Source organism: Lutimonas halocynthiae, from assembly GCF_030409835.1.
GTDB lineage: Bacteria > Bacteroidota > Bacteroidia > Flavobacteriales > Flavobacteriaceae > Lutimonas > Lutimonas halocynthiae.
The window spans coordinates 61,574-84,038 of the sequence record NZ_JAUFQO010000012.1; the positions used below are offsets into that span (position 1 = coordinate 61,574).

Here is a 22,465-nt window from a genome sequence, read left to right on the forward strand (position 1 = left end):
TAATCGAATAATATAATCAAATGAATACCATTAATAATACAGATTTTAATTTCCCTGGTCAAAAAGAGGTTTATAAAGGGAAAGTGAGGGAAGTTTACAATATAAATGATGAGTACCTGGTAATGGTGGCCAGTGATCGCTTATCGGCTTTCGATGTGATTATGCCAAGACAGATTCCATATAAAGGACAGATTTTGAATCAGATTGCCGAAAGCATGCTCAACGCAACCAAAGATATTGTGCCAAACTGGTTATTGGCTTGTCCTGACCCGAATGTTGCCGTTGGACATCTAGCGAAACCATTTAAGGTAGAAATGGTTATAAGAGGATATTTATCCGGTCATGCATGGAGAGAATATCGCGATGGGAAAAGAATTATTTGTGGAGTGGCCATGCCCGATGGAATGAAAGAAAATGACAAATTCCCTGAACCGATAATTACACCTTCTACGAAAGCTGATGATGGGCTTCATGATGAAGATATTTCAAGGGAAGATATTATTGCCCAGCAAATTGTATCTGAAGCAGATTATTTAGTTTTGGAAGATTACACTAGAAAATTATTCCAGAGAGGAACTGAATTAGCAGCCCAAAGGGATTTGATTTTGGTGGATACAAAATATGAATTCGGTAAAAGTAATTCTGGCGAAATAATTTTGATAGATGAGATCCATACGCCGGATTCTTCAAGGTATTTTTACGCTGAAGGATACCAGGAAAGACAAGATAATGGCGAGATGCAGAAACAACTTTCAAAGGAATTTGTGCGACAATGGCTTATCAGCAATGGCTTTCAAGGACTTGAAGGGCAGCAAATTCCAGAGATGTCAGATGAAAAAATTCTTGAAATATCTGATCGATATATAGAATTATTCGAAAACATAACGGGTCGTTCCTTTGAAAAAGGAGATACCAGTAATCTTCTGGAGAGAATAGGAAAAAATGTAAATTCCTATTTGACTAAACTCGCTTGATAAATTATAATATTATACTATAGTTTTTTTATATGGCTCATACGTTTGTATGGGCCATAATTTTCAAACTCTCTAAGCAAAATTTCATATCCTCATAAGTTCGTTCAATGTGATTGTCGAGACCTATAGAGAATCTGATAAGGCCACTAGTCAAGCCCATTTCTTCTTGTTCCTCTATTGGGATTTCAGAGGAAGTCGCAGTTCCGGGGGCGTTGAATAATGTTTTGTAGAAGCCAAGACTAACAGCTAAATAACCAAGATTTCTTTCTTGCATTAATTCCATTAATTCATCAGCTTTCTCCAATGAACCAGCATCAAGAGTAAGCATTCCTCCATAACCATATTCTTCATTATAAAGCGATTGATATAATTCATGCTGTGGATGACTTGGAAGCCCTGGATATATTATTTTGTAGCCATCTTTTTCAAATTGCTGGGCTAAATACATAGCGTTTTCACTATGTTTTTTCATTCTTATATGTAGTGTTCTTAAGTTTTTCAGTACGCTTGCTGCGCGCAAACTGTCCATTACCGGACCAAGCAACATACTGGCCCCATCATTCACATTTTTTAAATCTTCGATGAATTGATTTGAGCCGCAGATTACACCACCTACGGTATCACTTGTGCCATTAATGAATTTGGTAAGGCTATGGATAACAACATCAGCTCCCAGAATGACTGGAGATATTTGCAAAGGAGAAAAGGTATTGTCAACTATTAATTTGAGATTATTCTCCTTAGCTATTTTAGAAAGCGCTCGAATGTCGGCAACTTCCAATAGAGGGTTACTGATACTTTCTATATATAGAATTTTTGTATTTTTTTGGATAGCAGCTGCTACTTTATCCAGATCTGTGATGTCTACAAACGAAGTGTCAATCCCAAATTTTGGTGTAAAATTTTTAAGAAAGGCATAGGTTCCTCCATATATGGTTCTAGATGAAACAATGTGGTCACCTTGAGAACAGATTTGCAATAAGACAGAAGAGATGGAACCCATTCCCGAGGAAGAGACATTTGCGGCTTCAGTTCCTTCCATGGCTGCTAAGGCTTCACCCAAATATAAGTTAGACGGGCTACTGTGCCTTGAATATAAATAACACCCCTCCAAATTACCTTCAAAGGTATCAATCATCGATTTAGCCGCTAAAAAAGTGTAGGTTGAAGAATCAGAAATTGACGGGTTTACCCCTCCAAATTCACCAAAATATTGAAGATCTTGAATATTATCTGCTGGATTGAAACTCATAACGATTGATTTTAATGTTCCTTATAAGTGTAAAATTACGAATCACTAGTGAAAAAATCAATAGTTATATTTTAATATAGATAATAAATCTATTTTTTAACTAAATATTAGTTATATTCGAAGTTTGACTAAAGAAAATATTCGTTAACTAGATAATATATCATTTATGTTAGATACCATTGATAATAGGATTTTGACCTTTTTGCAAAAAGACAGCAAGATTACAACCAAGGAACTTTCGGTACATTTAAACCTCTCAAGCACTGCTATTTATGAACGGGTAAGAAAGCTGGAAAGAAAGGGGATTATTGAAGCCTATTCCATTCGAGTTAATAAAGAACTGGTGGATTTGGGCTTTGTTGTATTTTGTCAAATTAAATTAAAGGAACACAGGAATGAGTATTTGGTAAAGTTTGAAAAGGAAGTAATTAGGTTTGCGGAGGTCCTGGAATGCTATAATGTTAGTGGTGATTATGACTATCTCTTAAAAATTACTGTAAAGGATATGAAGCATTATCATCAATTTTTAAATGATAAGTTAACTTACCTTGACCATATAGGCAGTGCTCACAGCACCTTTATTATAAACGAAGTTAAAAACACCCACGCAATTGATTTTCAATAAAAAAAGGCCCTAAAAGGGCCTTTTATTATTGTGTTTGAACAGAACTACTGCTTAGCAGTCACTTCAAAAGACAATTCAATATCGTCATAGATAAACTTGTCTCCAAGATCAGCAAAGAACGATTTTGATTGGTATTTTACATCCCACTTTGATCTGTCAATTTTAAAAGTTTCGCTTTTTACATGAAGATTTTCACCTTCGTTTTTGACAGACGCGAGAAAAGAAATAGAATGTGATTTCCCTTTGATGCTCAAATCTCCAGTGATTAGAGTTTTATCTCCTTTTATTTCTGTTTTGCTAATTTTAAAAGAAGCTACAGGATATTTTTCAACTGAAAAGAAATCCTCGCTTTTTAAATGATTGACAAGTTTCGCATTATACTCGCTATCAGCATCCATGTCAAGATCAACAATAGAGGTCATGTCAATTTCAAATTCACCACTCACTACCTGTTTATCCTTAACTGTGAAAAAACCATTTTTCACTTTTACCGTACCATAATGATCACCAGTTGGTTTGAAACCTTTCCAATTTAATACTGAAGTCTCGGTATCAGCATTGAATTGAACCTGTGCCACGGTCAAAAACGAGCTAAATAAAAATAGGGCAATTACTGTTCTTTCTAAGATTGTTTTCATGTTTTTTTAATTTAATCAGTTATGTTTTCCTTTTTGAAAGCATCAAACTTTGATTCGCTTTCTTTTCTCGGCCAACTGTTATTTTCAAGATTCACATCAGATGTAAGTTGGTTAGGATCTATTTTGATTCCCGTAATTTCTTTTTCAGTTCCGATGATCTTTTTTATTTCTTTATCGTTGAACCTCCAAATCTCAGCCGGATAATATTTGTTTTCTTTACTACCATCGGCATACGTGATCTCCGCCAAAATAGGCATGACCAAACCTCCTGGTTTCTCAAAAATAATTTCATAGAAATATTTAGTGTCTCTTAAAGCAGCTCTCTCTTCTTTTGAAAAATTATCTGATAGATATTCATTCAAAGCAGGGATATCTTGTAATGAAGAGGTATCTTCAGTAGTAGCTGTCATATCCATTTCAACCAAATACAGGTTATTTCCAAATTGGTCTATGGTCATTCCATAACGCTTAGCTATCTTTTTTGCTTTTTCAGTTGGCTCTTCAGTCACCTTATACTTTTTGATGTCTTTAACGCCTATATCATTATAGTCAGTAGTGTAAAACCACCCTCTCCAAAACCAGTCCAGGTCAGTTCCTGAAGCATCTTCCATAGTTCTAAAGAAATCAGCGGGAGTTGGATGCTTAAATCTCCATCTTTCTGCATACGTTTTGAACGCTTTATCAAAAAGATCATGCCCTAAAACAACTTCTCTTAAAATATAAAGCCCGGCTGCAGGTTTTGAATAAGCATTCGGCCCGCTTTGAAACACATTGTCATGTTGCGTCATAATAGGAGCAATTCTTGCTTGGTCTCCATCCATATAATCCACTACATTTTTAGGATAGCCTCTCGAAGGAAAACCAGGTTCAAAATCTTGTTCAGCCAAGAGTTGAGCGAAGGTGTTTAAACCTTCATCCATCCATCCCCATTGGCGTTCATCCGAATTAATAATCATAGGAAACCAGTTGTGACCCACTTCATGAATAATCACACCGATCATTCCATTTCTAGTTCTTTCTGAATAGGATCCGTCAGGTTTTGGCCTTCCAAAATTAAAACAGATCATAGGATATTCCATTCCTTGACGCTTTGCATGAACAGAAATCGCCTTGTGATAAGGATAGTCAAACATTTGAGCTGAATATGATTTAACTGTGCTTGCAACAACTCTCGTTGAGTATTCACCCCAAAGAGGATTACCTTCTTTAGAATATAAAGATATGGCCATTACAGTTCGGTCACCAACCTTGACTGCCTGCCCGTCTAAAATGTATTTTCTTGAAGATGCGAAAGCAAAGTCACGTACATTTTCTGCTTTCAGGTTCCAGGTTTTGGTCTTCTTTGAAACTTCTTTTTCATTTTCCTCAGCTTCTTCCTGTGTAACGATAACGACTGGTTCATCATATGATTTCAAAGCTTTTTCGTATCGTTTCCATTGCTTAGAACTAAGCATGTCTTTACGGTTTGTAATCACACCTGTTCCATCTAGTATGTGGTCTTCAGGTGTTGTAATATTTACTTCATAATCCCCAAAAACAAGTGCAAACTCACCCCTTCCTAAAAATTGTAAATTTTGCCATCCTTCAACGTCATTATATACTGCCATTCTTGGGAAGAACTGCGCAATAACATAACTATTGTTGCCCCCTTCAAAATGCTCAAAACCAGACCTACCACCGTCAATAACATGGTTTGGGATATTATACCACCACTTTATTTTGAAGCTAACCTTGTCACCGGATTTCATCATTTCTGGCAGATCAATTCGCATCATAGTACCGTTGACCGTATAATCCATTTCAGCATCATCAATATTTCTAACGTAGTCTATATTGAAGCCACCTTGAAATGGTTGACCTAAAAATTCTTCTGTAAATTTCTTAGGGTTATAATAACTTGCCGGACCACCTGCTTTTACATCGCTGGTTTTTGCATCCGGAGCTCTAATATTCTGATCAAGTTGCACCCATAGGTATTCCAATTCATCAGGTGAATTGTTAAAATATGTGATTACTTCTTCACCATAAATCCTTTGGTTCTCATCATCAAGAATGATATCCATTTTATAATCCGCTTTTTGCTGGTAATACTCATGACCAGGGGCACCTGATGCGGTACGGTAAGTATTTGGAGTTGGCAGTTCTTGTTTTAGTTGTCTAAATTTGCTAATGTTAAGATGTCCTGGGGCTTTCTCTTCCTTCACTTCAGTTTCCTGACCAAAAGAATTGAATCCCGTCAATAGGATAACAATTAATAAGGTAATTTTTTTCATATGGATTTATTGCTTTTTTTTGATACGATGCGCCGAAAGTAGGGATTTTATATGTAACAGAAAAGAGCCCTATAATTTTAATTTATCTTTATTGTTTGCTTTTAAAAGTATAAATGTTTTCTGAACATTTTCTATGTTCAGTTTGATATAATTTTGTTGTTCCTCAAATTCTTCAAATAACATTGAATTTTGAATTTCGATGGTTTTTATATCCGATATTTTTTCTATTTCTAAATAGAAAAAGACCTCATTATTTTCATATTCCTTACCGAGATAAGCATAAGCCTTTTCCTCCTCATTAACCCAAACCTTAAATTTTTGCCGGATATAACCTTCCAAAAATTTGTCAGCCATTTTGTTTTCGTCTTTGGTGGTTAACTCCATGGCTTGCCCATGTTTGTTTTCAAGCGCTAATTCGATGTCATCGATAAAGAATTTCATCGTAACCTGAATAACTTTCTTCTCTTTGATAAAGTCTACTTTAGTCAGACTTATATAATGTTTATGAACGCCTAATGCCAGGATGGGAATCACTAATAGTAAGCATAAAAAATAAAGGTTGCGTCTCATTAGAATTAAAGTGTTAATTTTAGTGGTGCAAATGTACTCAGACTGATTAAATAATATTTTAAAAAAAAGTTAAACTTGAGCTCACATAAGAATATTTTACTTCATCTTAAAAAAGATAAAATACTTTTTAAGGCAATTACAAGCCTTGAGACTGAAATTCGTCCTGAATTAGATATCGATATTTATCATTCACTTCTTTCTTCAATCGTATCGCAACAGCTTTCAGTTAAGGTTGTTAAGATTATTTGGAATAGGTTTACCGATTTGTTTGTAGATGGTTATCCGGATGCGGAAAGTCTTTTGTCAAAAGAACATAATTTACTTCGTGAAATTGGCCTGTCAAATAATAAGGCAAATTATGTTAAAAATGTGGCAGAATTTTATTTGGAGAATGATATGAGTTTTGACTATTTGCAAACAATGTCAGACGATCAGATAATTGATTACCTAACCCAAATAAAAGGGGTAGGGAAGTGGACTGTTCAGATGATTTTGATGTTTCCTATGGATAGACCTAATGTTTTTCCTGTTGATGATTTAGGGATTCAGAATTCCATGAAAAAACTTTATACAATTGATCTGGAGAAAAAAGAACTCAAAATACGTATGAATGAAATTTCACTTAATTGGCACCCCTATAAGACTTTGGCCTCAAAATATTTATGGAAAATAATGGAGGCTTAGATTGGTCTTTATTCATCTACAGTTTCCAAAGACTGAAAATATTGCTCCTTAGATTTCAGGAGTACGTCAATAACTTCTATTAATCTTCCCTTGTCATACAGATTTCCAATGTCTTGTGCCAAACAGTAATAAATATAAGTGTCTATATATTCCTCCTCAATTTTAACGGAGTTGATAAAGAATTCATCTTGAAAGTGAGCTCGAATAGTTTTGACGTATTCCATTTTTGAGACATTAAGTTCATCCTCCTGTATCAATTGTTTCAATTTACGGTCTCTCTTGCGGTTTCCTGAAACAATATTATAGATGTCATCAATTCCTCCTTGTTTAAAAAGTAAAGCCTCAAGGATTACAACGGGTGTGCTTTTCTGACTGTAATGATTAAGATTTCTATCGAGCTTGTTAAGGGGTTCTTTACCTGCATTGGGCAATCCGAGTTCTTCAGACATATCATCAAATTGTTGCACAATTACCTCATCCAGTTCATTCGTTAATTCAAGTAAGTTAATTTCAATAAATTTAGTGAGTAAATGATCTTGATTAATAATGATGATTTTATTCTGAAATTGAATGTCTGAGATCATAAGGGTGTCCTTATCTGTCACCGATATTTTGAACTGACCTATCCTGTTGGTGATGGTTCCTTTTTGAGCACTTTTATTAATGATATGAACATTTTGAATCGGAACAGAATCATTTTTTATCTCGCCCGATATCAATACCCTGTTTTCCTGACTTTGCATAAGTAAGATGTTAAAAAGAAAAAAGAACAGGTAAAGTTGTTTCATTATTCAAAGAAACGATTATGACGATAAAAATAAAATTATTAGACTTATAATCTTTTGTTAAAGCGTTTATTTAATTTTGAACAAAAACACAATGAGAAAACTGATCGTTGCAAGCACTTCTACAATACATGGAAGTAGGTTTTTAGAATACTTACTACCTCATTTGGAGAAGCATTTTAAATCTGTTACAAATTTATTATTTATTCCTTATGCAAGGCCGGGTGGCATTAGTCATAGCACCTATACAGGTATTGTGAGCGATGCGCTTTCTAGTTTGCCTTTTACCGTGCAAGGTATTCATGAATTTGATGATCCAATTAAAGCCATTAAAGATGCAGAGGCGATATATGTTGGAGGAGGTAATACTTTTGTATTAATGGATCAATTAATAAGCAGTGGCTTGATTGAAGTACTCAAGAATAAAGTAAAAGCCGGAACCCCTTACCTGGGTACAAGTGCTGGAAGCAATATTGTAGGGCCTAATGTCAAGACAACGAATGATATGCCAATAGTTCACCCGGAAACTTTAGATGCCCTTGATTTAGTTCCGTTTAATATCAACCCTCATTATCTTGATCCAGATCCAGATTCCAAACATAAAGGAGAGACTCGGGAAACCAGAATTAAGGAATTTCATGCCTATAATGATATTAATGTGATTGGCTTAAGAGAGGGAAGCTGGATAGAAGTAAACGGAAGTGCCTACGTTCTAAAAGGACCTATGACAGCCAGGATTTTTAAAAAGAATACAGATCCTTTTGAAATTTCACCAGAAACAGATTTGAATGAAATTTTATAATGTTTAACCCATGGCAAGTGCGCCAAAAGCACCGAAAATGATCAGAAGCAAGTAGAGTGAAATAAAAATGATGAACAAAATACCAACAAATTTATAGTGAGATCGTAATTTCTTTAGACCAAAGGTGAGTAGGTTGTGATCGTCGTCCAATAAAGCTTGTTTTGTTTTTTGTCCAAATTGAAACAAAAAGAAGACAGGAATAAAGTAGATGCCTGCTGCAATAAGATAAAAGAACGAAAAGAATTTTGGTGATAAACCACCAAGGGAACCTTCAGGCATATTTGCCATTATACTTCCAATAGAAAAAGACATAATGATAAGTAAACCTATCGCTATGAATCCAAAAATAGCAATGAAGTTAGCCCATTTAGCGGCTTCTAATAAATATTTTTTGGCTTGATCAGTGAGTTGCATAACTTGGATTTAAATTTCGCCGAAAGTAAGAATTTTAATTTTTCCCGAAGCTTTTTGCTATGATAAATTTGGAATTTTAATATTGATAAACAACAGCATTGATATTCATACCTGCACCTACAGATGCAAGAATGATTGCGTCACCTTCAACTATTTGGTGATCATCAAGTTTATGATGCAATATTAAATCTAGAAGTGTAGGAACTGTTGCTACGGAACTATTTCCTAATTTGTTAATGCTCATCGGCATTATGTCAGAAGGAATGTTGGTTTTGAATAATCGATAAAACCTTTTGATAATGGCTTCATCCATTTTTTCATTTGCCTGATGTATCAATATTTTTTTAACATTATCAATGCCAAGACCTGATGAGTCTAAGGCTTTTTTCATTGCTAAAGGCACTTTGTTTAAAGCAAATTCATATATTTTCCTTCCATGCATTTTAAGATAACGGGTATTATCTTCATCTTCTGCTTTATTGGATTCTCCGAAAAAAATATAATTGGACTCCTCAAACGTAAATGTCTGACTGGCATAACTCAGAATTCCTTTTTTCTCATCCGTTCCTTTTTCTAATATGCAGGCTCCGGCACCATCTGAATAGATCATTGAATCTCTGTCGTGCGGATCTATAACCCTTGACAACGTCTCAGAACCAATTACCAAACACCTTTTTGACATGCCAGATTGAATAAACTGATCGGCTTGAATCATACCCTGAACCCATCCAGGACAGCCAAACACGATATCATAAGCAACACAATCAGGATTTTTAATGCGAAGAATGTTTTTTACTTTAGATGCAAGGCTGGGTAACATGTCAGATTGTTTATTCGAATCATCCATATCACCAAAGTTATGCGCAAAAATAATCTGATCTATACTTTCAGGGTCAATTCCTGCATTTGCTATGGCTTGATGTGATGCGATAGCGGCAATTTCACTATTTAATAAACTACTCTCTAAATACCTTCTTTCTTCAATTCCGGTAATACTTTGAAATTTCTCAATGATACTTGTGTTAGGATCTGTGAGTCGGTCTTTTTTTTCACTGTAGAATTTATTTTCCATGAAGTCCTCATTCTTTTTGACTATTTCAGGGATATAACTACCAGTTCCTGTAATTATTGAGTTCATAGAATATGAAATTTAGATGTGCTTTACAGGGCTCTAAGGTATGACTAATTGATAAGTTTAGAAAATTTAGCAAGTAAAAATAGGGGAAAAGGTAACTTAGATAACCTTAAGTTTTAGCTTCATCACTGTTGCAATTGAAAGAGCCCTACTTTTTATAGTATCTGCATTTTGACCTTTGAAATTGCTATCAACCGCCTTTTTAAAAAGGGAAAGCCACTCATCAAAGTGAAAGCTACTGATACCCTTTTCTGCATGAATGTCAATATGAGGTTTTATGGCATTTTTTTTATAAGTACCTGAATAGAAGAGTGTATTATCCCAGAAATCAACTAGCGTCTCAAGATGGTGTTTTAAAACAATTTCATCCTTAAAAGAAACAAAAAAATGGGAAAGCTCTTTACTGCCTAATAAGTCAATATAAAAATCGCTTACAATTACAAAAAGGTCTTCTCTTGACTGTATGTCTGGTCTCATGACAGCATAGAATTATCAAACATCCATGGAAGAAGGTCCTTTATTGAATAGGCTTTTACAATCTTTCCGGTTTCACCCGCAAAGAATATTTCTATATTTTCTTTCTGTCGTGTTTCATATTCTGCTATGGCTTGTCTGCAGGCACCACAAGGTGCTACAGGCCTGTTGACTTTTGTTTTTTCAGAACGAGCTGAGATGAAAATTTGTTTTATTTTACCATGTGGTATAGCTGACATGGCGCTCCATATGGCTACTCTTTCTGCACAAATCCCTGAGGGATAGGCTGCATTTTCTTGATTATTGCCAAGAAAAACCTGGTCGTTATCAAGTATCACAGCGGCCCCAACATTGAATGAAGAGTAGGGGGCATAGGCACTGTCTCTGGCTTGAATGGCCTTATTTAGTAGTTCATTTTCAATAGAAGACAACTCACTTTGATTATCAAAAACTGTAAATTTTGTTGAAATATGATGATCATTCATAAGCTACCGAATATGTTTTTATAAAATTTAAATATAGGTTTTTAAGCCCAACATTCAAAAAGGAACATTTTGCCATTGATATTAAAACCGTTAATCTATAATGGAATTTATTAATTACATTTTAGAAATAGGCATATGAATCACCAAGATTAATGGTTAAGGAGAATCTAAGTGTGCTCTCCAAAGGGTTGTTTACGTCAGAAGTATTTATAAGGTAAGACACGTCTAAGGTTGTACTTCTAAATTTGAATCCAGTACCTACTGTGAAAAACTGTCTGTTACCCTTATTGGCTGACTCATGAAAATATCCTGCTCTTACAGAAAAAACATCATTGTAAAGGTATTCAGCACTTACCTGCCATATAAATTCTTCCATTTCCTCTTCAAATCCTCTTGGAGCATCATACCATGATTGTACCATCCCAGTAAGGAAATTTACATTATCGTCTTTCCCAGCAATAACTTCACCAGAGCTGTCTCTGATTGGAGGCGTAGGAACTAATAATTTATTTAGTTCAAGATTAGCTGTGATCGTATTGGCATTGTCTAGTATAAAATCAAATCCACCACCCATTTTTAAATTTGTAGGGATAAAAGATTCATCACCACCCAGCACGAGTTCAACTTTAGGTCCGATATTTGAAATGTTGACTCCTGCTCTCCAACGACCGTTAAAGTCACCGAAGTTTTTTTCTTCACTTTGATAGAACATTGAAACGTCAACAGCAAACGTGTTTACGGTTTGTATTTCTGAATTATCTACTCTAACAGCTAAATCAGAATGAATAAACCTCAATCCAACTGCCATTGAAATCACTTCACTAAGTTTTAATGAATAAGCACCATCAATTGCAAATTCATTTGGATTTTCTGAACCGAGACTAATACCTGAACCATCTGTCAATTCAATTGATCCAAGCGAAAAATAAGTCAGACTGGTTGCCCAGGCACTTCTTTCATTGATTTTATTAGAAACAAACAAACTTGTAAGACTTACGTCATTCGTTAAATTTCGCAGCCATGGCGTATAATTCAAGCCAATTTGCCACTCAGATTCTGAAAAGGCATATTTTGCAGCATTATAGTGTAATGAACTTACATCAGATGAGGTTGCCCCACCCATATCGGCAAGACCACCAGCTCTCGCATCAGGTGCTATAAGTAAAAAAGGTGCTGCTGTTGTAATAGGATTTACTTCATCTTGAGCATAGGAGCTAAAAATTCCAAGTAATGTAGCGATTGCAATTAGACTTATTTTTTTCATCTAATGAATAGGATTTTAGGGATTTAGATCTAAATTGTTATTGTAATATGACAAGTTTTTCAAATTTTTCCGCCTTCGCATTTGTAATTTGAGATCTAACATGAAGCTTGTATACATAAACACCCTTACCAATTTTGTTACCAAAATCATCAAGACCATTCCAAGAGATATCTCTGGATAATAGCCCGTCTGATTGTACAGAACGGTTAAGGGTTTTTATTAGTTTACCTGAAACTGTAAAAATTTGTACCTGAACATCTAGTGTCTCATTTGGTTTGTTGTGATTAAACCAAAATTCAGTATAATTTATAAACGGATTCGGGTAATTCAATACATTACTTAATATTAAGTCGTTATCATTGACTACAATAAAACTTAACGTTGATTCTGATGGATTATTGTATGTATCCCAACATTTAAATTTAATCGTGTGTAAACCCGCTTCCAGATTGCGAAACGGGAACTTTACTTTTCCTTTTTGGAAGTCATTTAGCTCTGTTTCATAGTAATCATTTAGTACATAAGGGTTGTTATTGTTGTCATCCAATATGGCTATAATATCATGATCAACCGCAGTAATTGATGTGTTAATTCCTGAAAGATCCTCAAGAACAGCATATAGTACTGGTGATGAATTTGTGTTTCCTCCATCTACAAAAGATTCATCGTTCATAAACAAACGGATTTCCGGACCTTCTGAATCTAAAGGAGCATTAGGGTCGATTCCTCCTATAACAATACTCAAGTCAGCTCCGGTTCTGTCAGTAATTTGATTTTCCGCATACATGCTAATTTTAGAATTTCCATAAGCGATACGAATATCTTTAGGAACTATAAACTCAAATGAGAATTTACCAGCATTAACACTCGCTCTCCCTCTAAAGATCTTACTTTCTATTGCCGTGAACTCCATCTTTTTACCGAGGTTATCATTGTCAAGTGTGATTTTGTCTAATGGTTTATCATAAATAGTGGCACTTAAGGTACCCGTAAAATTCGTTAATACCTGATCATTTTCATCTGTTATGAGGCCTTCAAGCTTAATCTTGGATAAGGCTTTTAAAGTATCTTTACTTTGATTGATTTCCACATCATTCATTTTGGTGATACGAATCCTGGGTTTGGCCTGGGCCATTTTCATTGCTGGGTCTCCAAAGCTATAAACGAAGAATCGCTGTGAAGTAAAAGATTGATGTTTGGTATACATCAAAGCTTCAGAAATACTGTAATCCTGCCCGTCGTAACCCAGCAAATTCCCGATAAGATTTCTATTAAATACTTCACCAACACTGATGAATATTTCACGTGTGGTTGAAATTAAATGAGACGTTCCACCTTGAGAATTCCATAAGGTATATTCACCTGCTGTTGGACGAATTGGATTATCAAATCTTGCAAATTCACAAGTAACGGTAATTAATAATGGCAGCGTATTGAAATTGTTCCAATCTTGAATCTGGGGGATTTCTAGTATTCGTTCCTCAGCCCATCCATTAACCCCTCCATGGCCAAAATAATCTAAAAATAAGGTACCGGTTTCAACAGCATTATTGATGGCTTCATTAACCGTAGGATAGAGTTCACCTCCAGCTGAACTTTCTTGTTGATGGGCATCAGCATAAATTTTCTTAATGTTAAAAGCAGGTTTTTTTAATTCGATCTCCTGCGTAATGCGATCCAAAGCCTGTTGCAGAATAAATTCGCCGGAATTATCCGGATCATCGGCTACAAAGCTGATGGTATTTCTCCAATCACCCAGCGAAGATGTGGCATAGTAGTTCAAGGTTTTATCAATAAGATCCCTAGCCTCCTTTAAAGATGTTACCGGATATCTTCCCATGGCTACGTCTTGCATATCGCCACTGCCCAGTAAACCTTCACTGTCATCCATCAGGCCATAGTAGTCGTCAGTAACATAAGCTGTGGCCAAATTAAAACTCTCATAAGATTGAAAGGCTGGAATAACATTGTTGTTGTCTCCAATTCTATCTTTGAAATCAAATGAAGCATCACCAAAAAGACAAACATATTTGATTCTATTTTGATCAGCGGATGCATTTTGATACAAGAACCTTACAAAATCTCTTATCGCTGTGAGGTCTGGAGAACCTGAACTAAACTCATTATATATTTCATTCAGATCAACAAGTGCTACATTATAACCTGAAACTTCCCTATGATAAGTAGCCAAACGTTCAGCTTCAGACATTAAATAGGACGGGCTGATTATCGCATAGTCGATATCCTTTAAGCTGTGAATATTCTGGTTGGCAACGTCATTGTCTTCAACAGGTTCAGGGCTTAAAAAATCATCGGTACCGAGAATAATAAATTCATGTTCGCCTCCAATTTTTTTAAAAACATAGTCATTTCCATCACTTTCGTTCGAAATTCGTCTCGAATTTAAAGGGTCTGAAACGTCCCATAACTGACTAACGTTAGCCGCATTTTGAATATTGTATTCATATAAAACAGAAGGGTTGTTTGCGTTTGTATTTCGAAAAGAAAACTGTTTCCCGTTGGCTATAAGATTTTTGCTTCCTATAATTTCGATATAGTCTAAATAGGCTCTTGAAGACGGATTGCCATTGTTATTGTAGACGATCTCAATATCAATCTTGTCACTTGTTAGAGAAATGCGCTCTTCATTTTCATCTGATGATGCTTTCGTCAGTGAATTGTTAGGAATGAGGGAGAAGTTGAGGTTCATAAGTTCTTGCCCATTTACCCTGAGGTTCATCTGGGTGTTACTGCTGGAAACAGCTACGGCACGGGCTCTTATATTGACTGGTTCATCCATATTCAAGTCGGTAAAATCAAAACTAAAAATTTGACTTTCTTCAAAACTAAAATCTTCTCCAAGCCATTGTTGACCATTGGCAAACAAATTCACTGATTCCAGCTCATGGAACATAAATTCATGAAAAGTGTTTATTTTGATATCAGCCGGTTCAACTATAGAATTGACTGTTGTGATTCTTTTACCAATACCTTGATCAGTCGTGAGAAAATAATAGGCGTAATCACTGTATATATTTTTGTTATGCCGGGATAATTCGTAATCAGTCCTGTTGATTTCCCAATGGTCCGGTCCTTGTCCATAAAAAAGAATATAGTCTTCATCATCAAAAGAGCCATCCATTTCTCCTTCAACATGAATTGCGTTTTCCTGAAGATCATCATAGCGAAAATCACTATTTAATTGCGGCAGCATTTTTCCACCATTTCCAAAAATTCTCAAAGACCTTGGATCCAGGTTAGCAGTGCTGATGCCGATGCGTTGTAAAAGTTCCTTATCAATTTTGAATACGCCAGTTGTGTCTATTTTAAATTTGAACCAAGTTCCTTTTGCTAAAACTGATTGGTCTGTGACCAAAGCAGTACTATTTTTATTTAATCCTGCTTGCTGGCTATTAGTGTTAAGGGTGTATTCTATAGTAAAAGAGTTAATTTTTTGAATTCTGCCATTATTATTGACAAGTGGGGTTAACTTCAGAACTGCTAAAGATTTATTCTTTACTTTTGTCAAATGAAATTCACTCTTTATTTCATTGGGAATATCTGAAGATTGAATGTTTTTTACGCCTGCCCCGGTAAGGGGTGAAAATTTAACATTTATTATTTGGTATTCCTGTACTATTGCGTTGTTTTGCACGTTAAATACATGAGTGGAACTCGGAATGTTATTTTCATCGAAGAAATTGCCTTCAACCAAGGGTAGAACAATAAATTCTTCCTGTGAAATTTGAATACGGCTTTCATCATTCCATGACAGTGTAAATGTCTTGGATTCAGAAATTTGAGCATATCCGATTAAGCATATGTTAAAGGCGATTAGAAAAAGAAAATACTTTTTTAAGTACATATGGGTCTGAAAACGTTCAAAATTAAACATTTTACAACATTACACATAATAAAGAAATAAAAGAATCGTTATACAAGCATTGAAACCGGAATTATTTAAGGTTAAAGCCTTTTACACCGGTGTCAATAGTTTTTGTATTTATCTAAAAAATAGTCAATCAATAATTATGAAAAAGTTTAGCAGTAACAAATTACTACTCATATTATTAGCATCTGTTCTTCTGGCAAGTTGCTCTAAAAGTAATAAGAGTGTTTCCACTTTAACAGGATGGGAATATAACAATCCCAAGTACGGAGGGTTTCAGGCAAATGCCAATTACAAAGAGCTTGGGCCACCTCCTGGAATGGTTTTAATCGAAGGTGGAACGTTTACGATGGGTAGTGTTCAGGATGACGTTATGTTTGATTGGAATACAACTCCTCAGAAACAACAAGTGCGTTCATTCTATATGGATGAGGCTGAGGTAACCAATATTGAATATTTGCTTTATCTGCAATATTTAGAAAAGGTTTTCCCGCCATCTGATGATACGTACAGAAAAATTTACCAGGCAGCATTACCTGATACTTTGGTGTGGAGAAACACTTTAGGTTTCAATGAATTGTTAACTGAGAATTATTTAAGACATCCGGCTTATGCTGAATATCCTGTAGTGGGAGTATCTTGGAGACAAGCTGCTGAGTTCTGTAAGTGGAGAACTGACCGTGTAAACGAAAAGATTTTAATTGATAAAGGTGTATTACATACTTTATTTGATATGGATTCATTAGAAGTTGAAGGTGCAAATAGATTCGATACAGAAACCTATTTGAGTAATCCGAATTTATTATTTGATGGTGATTCGACTATTTATTATAAAGGAATTAAAGATTTTTCTGAAAAAGATAAGAAATCAGAAGGTTCATTTACTGGACGTCATGTAAAAACTTCAGATGGTATTCTTGCGCAACGTTTTAGATTGCCAACAGAGGCAGAGTGGGAATATGCAGCAAAAGCTGAAATTGAAAACAGAGAGTATAACTCGCTTCGTGGAAGAAAGAAATACTCTTGGAATGGTACTTCCACTCGTGAGGAATCAAGAAGATATAAAGGTGACCAGATGGCCAACTTTAAACAAGGAAAAGGTGATTATAGTGGTTTAGCCGGATGGAGTAATGATGGTGCTGATATTACAATGAGAATCAAGTCATATAAGCCTAATGCTTTTGGACTTTATGATATGAGTGGTAACGTGGCCGAATGGGTTGCCGATGTATACCGTCCTATCATTGATAATGATGCCAATGATTTCAGTTACTTTAGAGGAAATGTTTTCAATAAGAAACAAATAGATAAAGAAGGGAATGTTGTAATAGTAGACTATAACAATGTAGAATTCGATACGCTAGATAATGGAAAAATCGTACCAAGAGATTTACCGGGTAGTGTAAAATACATTCCAGTTACAAAGAGAGATGCCTTTATGAGAAACAATTATGAAAAGGCTTATAATATTGATAATGGTGATGGAGATCTTGCCTCTACGAAACAATATTTCAGAGATGAAGATGAATCAGAAGAGAAACCAAGAATGTACAATTCTCCTGAAATTCCTAGACAAATTGGTGAAAGTGGTCTGATCATACAACAGTATGATACAAAAACCAGAAATACTTTGATCAGTGATCAAACAAGGGTATTCAAAGGTGGATCATGGAAAGACAGAGCTTTCTGGTTAGATCCTGCACAAAGAAGATACTTGCCAGAATATATGGCAACTAACTTTATAGGATTTAGATGTGCAACTGACAAACTTGGTCAAATGTCATATTCAAGAAGAAGAAAAGAATCAAAATAAGGTTCTAAAACTATAAGATTTAAAAGCTCAATATCCATTTAGGATATTGAGTTTTTTTTTACATTTACTTTATGAGAATAGAAGATATATACGGGCTCTATAAATTAAGTTATAAGGTAGTAAAAGATACCAGGGAAGATGTGAAGAACGCCCTTTATTTCTCCTTAAAAGGAGAAAGTTTTAATGGGAATAAATATGCGCTGGAGGCGGTGAAAAATGGTGCTAATTATGCCATTATCGATGAGGCACAATACAAAGTAGATGATCGCTTGATCTTGGTTGATGATGCATTATTATGTCTTCAGCAATTGGCCAGATATCATAGAGCACAATTAAATATTCCTATTCTTGCCTTAACAGGAAGTAATGGAAAGACCACTACAAAAGAATTGATCAATGTAGTTTTAAACAAAAAATTCAAATGTCTTTCAACCAAGGGGAATTTGAACAATCATATTGGCGTGCCACTCACCTTGTTGTCAATGACTCCTGAATATAATTTTGGTGTTGTTGAAATGGGGGCCAATCATCAGCTTGAAATAGAAGCTTTATGTGAGATTGCCCAACCTGACTTTGGTTATATCACTAATTTCGGTAGGGTTCATTTAGAGGGTTTTGGAAGTTTTGAAGGTGTAATTAAAGGTAAAACAGAGATGTACAAGCATCTGAAAGATGCTGATAAAATCGTCTTTGTCAATCAAGAAGATCCTATACAAATGGAAAAATCTTCTGGGATTAATCGAACGGTTTTTGGCGGGGAAGGAGCTGATTGCAATGTGGCTTTTACGGATGCCGATCCGTTTGTGAGTATATCTTTCGAAGGAATTGAAATAAACAGCAAACTCATAGGAGCATATAATTTTGCTAATATTGCTGCAGCTGTTTGTATTGGGAACTATTTTGGAATACCTGCACCTGAGATTAAAGATGCGATAGAAGGATTCACGCCTAATAACAATAGGTCACAGATTATTCAACGTGCATCCAATAAGGTTATTATGGATGCTTATAATGCCAATCCGAACAGTATGGATGCCGCTATATCAAATCTTGCAAGCCTGTCCGATCATAAAAAAGTGGCCATATTGGGTGACATGTTCGAACTAGGCGATGATGCTATATTAGAGCATCAAAAGATAGTTGACCAATTAAGTGCTATTGATTTGGTAGCCGTATATCTTGTTGGGGAAACATTTTATAAAACAAACAGACTGAATAGCAACATGCATAAATTCAGATCATTTGAAGAATTTGTAAAATTGTTTGAAGGCAATTCTTACACGGATACAACATTTTTAATCAAAGCTTCAAGAGGAATGGCCCTAGAAAGGACTTTAGACTATATCTAAACCCTACCAGTCATCTTCATACGTTTCCATCTTATTATTGGAAATGTAATAATTCAAACTTGTAATGGCTTTCATCATTTCAGTATCTATAGGTTCCTCTATTAGAATCTGATAGTCTGTTGGGAACCTTTCAATATAAGTCTTAAGACTCATAGACTGTAAATCACCTTTAGAGATCTTTCCTACTCTGAAATTACTAAAATCGTATTTATACCTGTTGTCTTTAGCTTTAATGGAAACATCAAAGAATAATTCCACATCAATAGCTTTTCTGATAAGTGTCCATCTAAAACGAAAAGTGTTGAGTTGTTTGACACTAGACGAGTCAGTTTTCATTGAATCAATTTGAGTGTAGTAATTACTCAACCATGATTTTGCTCTTGATTGAATCTCTGAACTACTAACTCCTTCTGCCCGCGCAACTTCTTCGTATCTGTATTCGCCAGTTTCACTATCAATCATGATTAATTGAGCCTGACCAAAATAAAAAGATAAAAATAAAATGAGGGGTACAATTATTTTTCTTTTTTTCATAATAATTTAAATCAAAAAAATACACTAAAAAATAGTGTATTTTCACATATAATTAGCTGACGAAGTTACCAATTTAATTTAATTAATCAAAAAAGACTGGTGTTTTTCGTTTTTTAAATCTACTTACATTCTTCCGGGTACTTCGATACCTAACAATTTGAAAGAAGATTTTATAACACTAGATACACCATAAGATAATTGAATCCTCAATATTTTCTCGTTGTTATTATCTGCTCCAAAGATTGGAACGCTTTGGTAAAAAGAATTATAACTTTTCACCAATTCATAAGTGTAATTAGCAATAAGTGCCGGGCTTAAGTTTTCAGCAGCATTTTGAATAATATCCGGAAAAGTCTGAATTAGTTTAATCAATTCTTTTTCTTTTGGATGAAGACTTTCGATACTGATATTTTCTTTAGTATTGAAGTCTGCTTTTCTCAGAATTGATTGTATTCTGGCATATGTATATTGTATAAAAGGTCCTGTGTTTCCGTTGAAATCAATGGACTCCTTAGGATCGAAAAGTATGCGCTTTTTAGGGTCTACTTTTAAAATATAGTATTTTAAAGCTCCCAGACCTATTATGTTATAAAGGCCTTGTTTTTCTTCTTCGCTGTATCCTTCTAATTTGCCTAGTTCTTGAGAGATTTCACCTGCTGTTTTTGTCATTTCGAACATGAGCTCATCAGCATCCACAACAGTTCCTTCGCGAGACTTCATTTTACCTTCTGGCAAGTCAACCATTCCATATGAAAGGTGATGCAGGTTTTGAGCCCAATCAAAGCCCATTTTTTTAAGGATTAAGAACAATACTTTAAAGTGATAGTCTTGCTCATTTCCTACTGTATAGACCAAACCGTCAATGTCAGGGAAATCTTTGATTCTCTGAATAGCGGTTCCTATGTCTTGTGTCATATATACCGCGGTACCGTCTGCTCTTAAGACAATTTTCTCATCTAAACCTTCTTCCGTTAGGTCAATCCATACCGAGCCATCTTCTTTTCTGTAAAAGATATTTTTATCTAAACCTTCAGCAACAAATTCTTTTCCCAGTAAGTAAGTTTTACTTTCGTAATAATTTGTATCAAAATCTACACCAAGGGCCTTATAACTTTCGTCAAATCCTTTGTAAACCCATTCATTCATTTTTTTCCAAAGCGCAACAGTTTCTTTATCACCGGCTTCCCAGTTACGCAGCATTTCTTGTGCCTCCAAAAGGATTGGGGCTTGCTTTTTAGCTTCCTCTTCTGTTTTCCCTTTCTCGATCAGTGCTTCGATTTCCTTCTTGTATTCCTTGTCAAATTTCACATAGTAGTTCCCAACGAGTTTATCACCTTTTAAGCCTGTGCTTTCAGGCGTCTCGTTTTGACCGAATTTCGACCAGGCAACCATACTTTTGCAAATGTGAATACCCCTGTCGTTTATGATTTGTGTCTTGTAGACCTTTTTGCCCGAAGCAGCAAGAATCTCAGCTACAGAATAACCTAATAAGTTGTTTCTGACATGGCCTAAGTGAAGCGGCTTATTCGTATTAGGTGAAGAATACTCCACCATAATAGCGCCGTTTTTTTCCTGAACTGAGCCATAAGAATTGAAATCAGAAATAGCATTGAAATAGGAGATGTAGTGGGCATCACTTATGACAAGGTTTAAAAAACCTTTTACCACATTAAAACCTGTCACAATTTTTGAATGCTCCTTCAAGTAATTGCCAATATTTTCGGCAATTTGAACAGGGTTTCCTTTGATGAATTTAAGAAGTGGAAAGACAACAATTGTAATGTCTCCTTCGAAGTCTTTTCTTGTTTCTTGAAATTCGATCTTTTCAATTTCAAGATCATAAATTGATTTTATTCCTTCTTTAGCGATAGAATCGAGCATATTTTGAACCACAGTGTACTTTGTTTTGAGCCGCAAAAATAATTATTTTCAGTTGATAATGGATAAGATATAGTACTTTTGATTCAAGGACGATTTGATATGGAGAAAATAATTCAAGAATTACCTGAAAAGGCGAAAGAAAAATGGTTGGAGAATAAGAAGTATTTCGCCAAACTTAAAAAAAAGCAGCGTAAAAGATTAGATGTCATGATGAATGAGATCCATGACGAAGAATTTGAGAGAACTGATTGTTTGACATGCGCTAATTGCTGTAAAACAACTAGCCCCATTTTTACCGAAAAGGATATTAGCAGGATTTCAAAATACCTTAAAATGAAGGATGAAAAATTCATTAGCCAATATTTACAGCGTGATACGGATGATTTTCTGGTTTTAAAAACGGCTCCTTGTACTTTCTTAGATCAGGATAACAGTTGTTTTATTTATGATGTGCGACCTAAGGCCTGCAGTGAATATCCTCACACCAATCGCAAAAAGTTTATTCAAATTACTGATCTCACGCTAAAAAATACTGAAATTTGCCCTGCGGTTTTTAATATTGTCGAGACGTTGAAATCAAAATTACCCCTCTAAATCAAGCTACTTGACACTGGATAGAACAAA

The 22,465-nt window shown here is 35.1% G+C and carries 20 protein-coding genes; 7 read left to right on the forward strand and 13 right to left on the reverse strand.

Translation table 11 applies throughout. The annotated features are described in order from the left end of the window. Window positions 1–20: 20 nt before the first annotated feature. Entirely contained in the window at window positions 21–974 is a 954-nt protein-coding gene (locus QWY87_RS11910; protein ID WP_290291441.1) for a phosphoribosylaminoimidazolesuccinocarboxamide synthase, read from the forward strand. 37 nt (window positions 975–1,011) lie between these two features. Here QWY87_RS11910 and QWY87_RS11915 read toward each other — a convergent pair whose 3' ends face one another. Beyond that, window positions 1,012–2,226: an aminotransferase class I/II-fold pyridoxal phosphate-dependent enzyme gene (locus QWY87_RS11915; RefSeq protein ID WP_290291444.1), complete on the reverse strand. Its 1,215-nt coding sequence runs from the start codon at window positions 2,224–2,226 to the stop codon at window positions 1,012–1,014. 166 nt (window positions 2,227–2,392) lie between these two features. On the opposite strand from QWY87_RS11915, the gene QWY87_RS11920 reads away from it, so the two are divergent. Beyond that, the gene (locus QWY87_RS11920; RefSeq protein WP_290291447.1) at window positions 2,393–2,851 is read left to right on the forward strand and encodes an Lrp/AsnC family transcriptional regulator; all 459 of its coding nucleotides are present in this window, start codon (window positions 2,393–2,395) and stop codon (window positions 2,849–2,851) included. Between the two features lie 44 nt (window positions 2,852–2,895). On the opposite strand, the gene QWY87_RS11925 is transcribed toward QWY87_RS11920, so the two are convergent. The 3 genes from QWY87_RS11925 to QWY87_RS11935 form a co-directional block, all read right to left on the reverse strand. Continuing rightward, window positions 2,896–3,489 carry a YceI family protein gene (locus tag QWY87_RS11925; protein WP_290291450.1) on the reverse strand — a complete coding sequence of 198 codons (594 nt, stop codon included), beginning with the start codon at window positions 3,487–3,489 and terminating at the stop codon, window positions 2,896–2,898. Window positions 3,490–3,500: 11 nt separating this feature from the next. Next, window positions 3,501–5,762, reverse strand: coding sequence for a M1 family metallopeptidase (locus QWY87_RS11930; RefSeq protein ID WP_290291453.1), 2,262 nt, complete (start codon window positions 5,760–5,762; stop codon window positions 3,501–3,503). A 69-nt stretch (window positions 5,763–5,831) separates the two neighbouring features. After that, a complete protein-coding gene (locus tag QWY87_RS11935; RefSeq protein ID WP_290291457.1) occupies window positions 5,832–6,332 on the reverse strand; it encodes a DUF6702 family protein in 501 nt (166 codons plus the stop codon). A gap of 75 nt (window positions 6,333–6,407) precedes the next feature. Between QWY87_RS11935 and QWY87_RS11940 the strand changes: the two genes are divergently transcribed. Next, window positions 6,408–7,016: a DNA-3-methyladenine glycosylase family protein gene (locus QWY87_RS11940; RefSeq protein ID WP_290291458.1), complete on the forward strand. Its 609-nt coding sequence runs from the start codon at window positions 6,408–6,410 to the stop codon at window positions 7,014–7,016. Window positions 7,017–7,024: 8 nt separating this feature from the next. Here the strand turns inward: QWY87_RS11940 and QWY87_RS11945 are convergent, their stop codons facing one another. Next, window positions 7,025–7,759 (reverse strand): carboxypeptidase-like regulatory domain-containing protein, encoded by a 735-nt coding sequence (locus tag QWY87_RS11945; RefSeq protein WP_290291459.1) that lies wholly within the window; start codon window positions 7,757–7,759, stop codon window positions 7,025–7,027. Between the two features lie 136 nt (window positions 7,760–7,895). On the opposite strand from QWY87_RS11945, the gene pepE reads away from it, so the two are divergent. Beyond that, on the forward strand, window positions 7,896–8,603 hold the full coding sequence (gene pepE, locus QWY87_RS11950; protein WP_290291461.1) for a dipeptidase PepE: 708 nt from the start codon (window positions 7,896–7,898) through the stop codon (window positions 8,601–8,603). Window positions 8,604–8,606: 3 nt separating this feature from the next. Here pepE and QWY87_RS11955 read toward each other — a convergent pair whose 3' ends face one another. The 6 genes from QWY87_RS11955 to porU all read right to left on the reverse strand — a co-directional run bounded on the left by QWY87_RS11955 (window position 8,607) and on the right by porU (window position 16,270). After that, entirely contained in the window at window positions 8,607–9,017 is a 411-nt protein-coding gene (locus QWY87_RS11955; protein WP_290291463.1) for a DUF5362 family protein, read from the reverse strand. 76 nt (window positions 9,018–9,093) lie between these two features. Then, window positions 9,094–10,155, reverse strand: a complete 1,062-nt coding sequence (locus tag QWY87_RS11960; RefSeq protein WP_290291466.1) for a 3-oxoacyl-ACP synthase III family protein — start codon at window positions 10,153–10,155, stop codon at window positions 9,094–9,096. 96 nt (window positions 10,156–10,251) lie between these two features. Beyond that, on the reverse strand, window positions 10,252–10,629 hold the full coding sequence (locus QWY87_RS11965; protein WP_290291468.1) for a group III truncated hemoglobin: 378 nt from the start codon (window positions 10,627–10,629) through the stop codon (window positions 10,252–10,254). Continuing rightward, entirely contained in the window at window positions 10,626–11,111 is a 486-nt protein-coding gene (gene cdd, locus QWY87_RS11970; protein WP_290291470.1) for a cytidine deaminase, read from the reverse strand. The genes QWY87_RS11965 and cdd overlap by 4 nt, the downstream gene beginning before the upstream one ends. A 121-nt stretch (window positions 11,112–11,232) precedes the next feature. Continuing rightward, entirely contained in the window at window positions 11,233–12,375 is a 1,143-nt protein-coding gene (gene porV, locus QWY87_RS11975; protein WP_290291473.1) for a type IX secretion system outer membrane channel protein PorV, read from the reverse strand. A 37-nt stretch (window positions 12,376–12,412) separates the two neighbouring features. Next, entirely contained in the window at window positions 12,413–16,270 is a 3,858-nt protein-coding gene (gene porU, locus QWY87_RS11980; RefSeq protein ID WP_290291475.1) for a type IX secretion system sortase PorU, read from the reverse strand. 136 nt (window positions 16,271–16,406) lie between these two features. On the opposite strand from porU, the gene gldJ reads away from it, so the two are divergent. Further along, entirely contained in the window at window positions 16,407–18,077 is a 1,671-nt protein-coding gene (gene gldJ, locus QWY87_RS11985) for a gliding motility lipoprotein GldJ (RefSeq protein ID WP_290291477.1), read from the forward strand. Window positions 18,078–18,148: 71 nt separating this feature from the next. After that, entirely contained in the window at window positions 18,149–19,426 is a 1,278-nt protein-coding gene (locus tag QWY87_RS11990; RefSeq protein WP_290291480.1) for a UDP-N-acetylmuramoyl-tripeptide--D-alanyl-D-alanine ligase, read from the forward strand. Window positions 19,427–19,429: 3 nt separating this feature from the next. On the opposite strand, the gene QWY87_RS11995 is transcribed toward QWY87_RS11990, so the two are convergent. Next, on the reverse strand, window positions 19,430–19,960 hold the full coding sequence (locus tag QWY87_RS11995) for a DUF4468 domain-containing protein (RefSeq protein WP_290291481.1): 531 nt from the start codon (window positions 19,958–19,960) through the stop codon (window positions 19,430–19,432). A gap of 123 nt (window positions 19,961–20,083) precedes the next feature. Then, complete coding sequence (argS, locus tag QWY87_RS12000) at window positions 20,084–21,841, reverse strand: arginine--tRNA ligase (protein ID WP_290291484.1); 1,758 nt, start codon at window positions 21,839–21,841, stop codon at window positions 20,084–20,086. Between the two features lie 99 nt (window positions 21,842–21,940). On the opposite strand from argS, the gene QWY87_RS12005 reads away from it, so the two are divergent. Continuing rightward, the gene (locus QWY87_RS12005; RefSeq protein ID WP_290291488.1) at window positions 21,941–22,435 is read left to right on the forward strand and encodes a YkgJ family cysteine cluster protein; all 495 of its coding nucleotides are present in this window, start codon (window positions 21,941–21,943) and stop codon (window positions 22,433–22,435) included. Window positions 22,436–22,465: the final 30 nt, after the last annotated feature.

Coding starts and splice junctions, on each gene's coding strand:
- argS (WP_290291484.1), bottom strand. CDS start 21,841: ATGCTCGATTCTATCGCTAAAGAAGGAATAAAATCAATTTATGATCTT.
- QWY87_RS11920 (WP_290291447.1), top strand. CDS start 2,393: ATGTTAGATACCATTGATAATAGGATTTTGACCTTTTTGCAAAAAGAC.
- cdd (WP_290291470.1), bottom strand. CDS start 11,111: ATGAATGATCATCATATTTCAACAAAATTTACAGTTTTTGATAATCAA.
- pepE (WP_290291461.1), top strand. CDS start 7,896: ATGAGAAAACTGATCGTTGCAAGCACTTCTACAATACATGGAAGTAGG.
- QWY87_RS11995 (WP_290291481.1), bottom strand. CDS start 19,960: ATGAAAAAAAGAAAAATAATTGTACCCCTCATTTTATTTTTATCTTTT.
- QWY87_RS11965 (WP_290291468.1), bottom strand. CDS start 10,629: ATGAGACCAGACATACAGTCAAGAGAAGACCTTTTTGTAATTGTAAGC.
- QWY87_RS11910 (WP_290291441.1), top strand. CDS start 21: ATGAATACCATTAATAATACAGATTTTAATTTCCCTGGTCAAAAAGAG.
- porU (WP_290291475.1), bottom strand. CDS start 16,270: ATGTTTAATTTTGAACGTTTTCAGACCCATATGTACTTAAAAAAGTAT.
- gldJ (WP_290291477.1), top strand. CDS start 16,407: ATGAAAAAGTTTAGCAGTAACAAATTACTACTCATATTATTAGCATCT.
- QWY87_RS11990 (WP_290291480.1), top strand. CDS start 18,149: ATGAGAATAGAAGATATATACGGGCTCTATAAATTAAGTTATAAGGTA.
- QWY87_RS11960 (WP_290291466.1), bottom strand. CDS start 10,155: ATGAACTCAATAATTACAGGAACTGGTAGTTATATCCCTGAAATAGTC.
- porV (WP_290291473.1), bottom strand. CDS start 12,375: ATGAAAAAAATAAGTCTAATTGCAATCGCTACATTACTTGGAATTTTT.
- QWY87_RS11955 (WP_290291463.1), bottom strand. CDS start 9,017: ATGCAACTCACTGATCAAGCCAAAAAATATTTATTAGAAGCCGCTAAA.
- QWY87_RS11930 (WP_290291453.1), bottom strand. CDS start 5,762: ATGAAAAAAATTACCTTATTAATTGTTATCCTATTGACGGGATTCAAT.
- QWY87_RS11925 (WP_290291450.1), bottom strand. CDS start 3,489: ATGAAAACAATCTTAGAAAGAACAGTAATTGCCCTATTTTTATTTAGC.
- QWY87_RS11915 (WP_290291444.1), bottom strand. CDS start 2,226: ATGAGTTTCAATCCAGCAGATAATATTCAAGATCTTCAATATTTTGGT.
- QWY87_RS12005 (WP_290291488.1), top strand. CDS start 21,941: ATGGAGAAAATAATTCAAGAATTACCTGAAAAGGCGAAAGAAAAATGG.
- QWY87_RS11945 (WP_290291459.1), bottom strand. CDS start 7,759: ATGCAAAGTCAGGAAAACAGGGTATTGATATCGGGCGAGATAAAAAAT.
- QWY87_RS11935 (WP_290291457.1), bottom strand. CDS start 6,332: ATGAGACGCAACCTTTATTTTTTATGCTTACTATTAGTGATTCCCATC.